Raw genomic sequence first — 2,526 nt, 5'->3', positions numbered from 1 at the left:
TCGTACGCGACCTGGCCCGCCAGGGCGTGACCATGCCCCGCAAGTCAACGTCCTTCGGCCCCAAACCGGCCTCCGGACTCGTCCTGCGGGCCCTGGAGATCTGAGCCGACGGCGGCCGTCGGCGCACGGCCCGCCGGAACACGCAAGAGGGCGGGCTCCATCAGGAGCCCGCCCTCTTCCGTGTGACCGTCGTCAGTCCTTGTCGCCGTCCTCCGGGAAAGCGTCGGCGGACTCGCCAGCGGCGTCCTCGCCGTCCTTGACGTCCTGGCCGTCCTCGACGTCCCGGCCGTCCTCGTCCTCCTCGGACAGGGCGTCGACGAACTCCACGCCGTCCAGCTCGGCGAGCCGGTCGGAGGCGTCCGTGCTGCCGTCCCGGTCGGCCTCGACGGCCTTCGCGAACCACTCCCGCGCCTCGCGCTCCCGGCCGGCGGCCAGCAGGGCGTCCGCGTACGCGTAGCGCAGGCGAGCGGTCCACGGCTGCACCGAGTTGGACGCCAGCTCCGGGCTCTGCAGGGTCACGATGGCCGCGTCCAGCTGGCCCATGTCACGCCGGGCACCGGCGGCGACGAGCCGCATCTCGACCTGGCCGGCCTTGTCCAGCTTGTGCACCTCCGGGGCACCGGCCATGTCCAGCGCCTTCTCCGGCCGGCCGAGCCCGCGCTCGCAGTCGGCCATCACCGGCCACAGGTCCACGGTGCCGGTCATCCGCCGGGCGGCCCGGAACTCGGCGAGCGCCTCGCCGTACTTCTGGTTCGCGTACGCGGCGAAGCCCGCGGCCTCGCGCACGGCGGCCACGCGGGACGCCAGGCGCAGGGCCACCTTGGAGTAGCCGTAGGCGCCCTCGGGGTCCTCGTCGATGAGCCGGGCCACCATCACCAGGTTCTTGGCGACGTCCTCCGCGAGCGTCTTGGGCAGGCTCTGCAGCTCCTGCCGGACATCCCTGTCGATCTCGTCGCCGGTGACGTCCTCCGGGATCGGCAGCCGCTTGATCGGCTCCCGGTCCCGGTCCCGGTCGTCACGGAACCGGCCCCCGCCACGACGGTCGTCCCGGCCGTCACGGCCGTCACGGCCCCGGAACCCACCGGGACGGCCACCGCGGTCACCACGGTCGTCCCTGCGGGGCCCGCGGCCCCCACGGTCGTCGCGCCGGTCGTCGCGCCGGAACCCGCCACGCTCACCACGGCTGTCGTCCCGCCGGAAGCCGCCGCGGTCGCCACGGTCGCGGTCGTCGCGACGGTCGTCACGGCGGTCGTCCCTGCGGTCGTCGCGCCGGAAGCCACCTCGGTGGTCGTCACGCCGGTCGTCGCGACGGAAGCCGCCGCGGTCGTCGTCACGCCGGAAGCCGCCGCGGTCGTCGTCACGCCGGTCGTCACGCCGGTCGTCACGCCGGTCGTCGCGGCGGAAGGAGGGGCGGTCCCCCCGGTCACCGCGGTCGTCACGGCGGAAGCCGCGGTCGTCCCTGCGGTCGTCGCGCCGGTCGTCGCGACGGAAGGCCGGGCGCGCACCCCGGTCGCCCTCACGGCGGTAACCGCCGCCACGGCTGTCGTCCCTGCGGTCGTCACGCCGGTCATCGCGCCGGAAGCCGCCGCGCTCACCACGGTCGCGGTCGTCCCTGCGGTCATCGCGACGGTCGTCACGGCGACCGTAGCCACCGCGGTTGTCGTCGCGCCGGCCGTAGCCGCCGCGGTCGTCGTCACGGCGGAAGGAAGGGCGGTCCCCGCGGTCACCGCGGTCGTCACGGCGGAACGCGGGGCGGTCCCCACGGTCGTCGCGCCGGTCGTCGCGACGGAACCCGCCACGGTCACCCCGATCGCGGTCGTCGCGCTGGAATCCCGGACGCGTGCCCCGGTCGCCCTCACGGCGGAACCCGCCACCGCCACGGCGATCATCACGCCGGTCGTCACGGCGGTCATCGCGGCGATCGTCACGGCGGTCATCGCGGCGATCGTCACGGCGGCCGTAGCCACCACGGTCACCACCACGCCGGTCGTTGTCGCGGCGGTCGTTGTCGCGGCGGAAGCCGCCACCACGGCGGTCGTCACCCCGGTCACCACTGTCCCGTCGCCGCTGGTCGCGCTCCGGTCGGTCGTCGGGAGAGTTGGTGGACATGGTGACTCCTGTCTTCGGTACCACAAGCATTGTAAAAACAAAAGGACCCCTGGTCCCAGCTGAACGCTGGTGACCAGGGGTCCTCCAAAGATTGTTCGGCGGCGTCCTACTCTCCCACAGGGTCCCCCCTGCAGTACCATCGGCGCTGTGAGGCTTAGCTTCCGGGTTCGAAATGTAACCGGGCGTTTCCCTCACGCTATGACCACCGAAACCCTAATGGTTTCGAGCGAACAAGCACACTTTTCACTTGTGTTCACAGTTCGGCTCTGAACCGGCAACCGTTCGTTGCCTCAGAACATACACAGTGGACGCGAGCATCAATGGACAAGCCCTCGGCCTATTAGTACCAGTCAACTCCACCCGTTACCAGGCTTCCATATCTGGCCTATCAACCCAGTCGTCTACTGGGAGCCTTAC

2 protein-coding genes and 2 rRNA genes are annotated in these 2,526 nt (G+C 71.6%); 1 reads left to right on the top strand and 3 read right to left on the bottom strand.

Annotated features, from left to right (window positions below; translation table 11 throughout):
- Nucleotides 1–192 precede the first annotated feature (192 nt).
- Nucleotides 193–981 carry a tetratricopeptide repeat protein gene (locus ACZ5DC_RS40505; RefSeq protein WP_468661484.1) on the bottom strand — a complete coding sequence of 263 codons (789 nt, stop codon included), beginning with the start codon at nt 979–981 and terminating at the stop codon, nt 193–195.
- A gap of 303 nt (nt 982–1,284) precedes the next feature.
- Between ACZ5DC_RS40505 and ACZ5DC_RS40500 the strand changes: the two genes are divergently transcribed.
- Nucleotides 1,285–2,172, top strand: a complete 888-nt coding sequence (locus ACZ5DC_RS40500) for a hypothetical protein (RefSeq protein WP_468661486.1) — start codon at nt 1,285–1,287, stop codon at nt 2,170–2,172.
- A 30-nt stretch (nt 2,173–2,202) separates the two neighbouring features.
- On the opposite strand, the gene rrf is transcribed toward ACZ5DC_RS40500, so the two are convergent.
- A 5S ribosomal RNA gene (gene rrf / locus ACZ5DC_RS40495) occupies nt 2,203–2,319 on the bottom strand.
- A 110-nt stretch (nt 2,320–2,429) separates the two neighbouring features.
- A 23S ribosomal RNA gene (locus tag ACZ5DC_RS40490) occupies nt 2,430–2,526 on the bottom strand; the annotation flags it as partial.

The sequence above is a fragment of the Streptomyces sp. NPDC031445 genome (genome assembly GCF_055581365.1).
The sequence above is the reverse complement of the archived record's forward strand: the minus strand, read 5'-3'. Positions and strand labels throughout refer to the sequence as shown.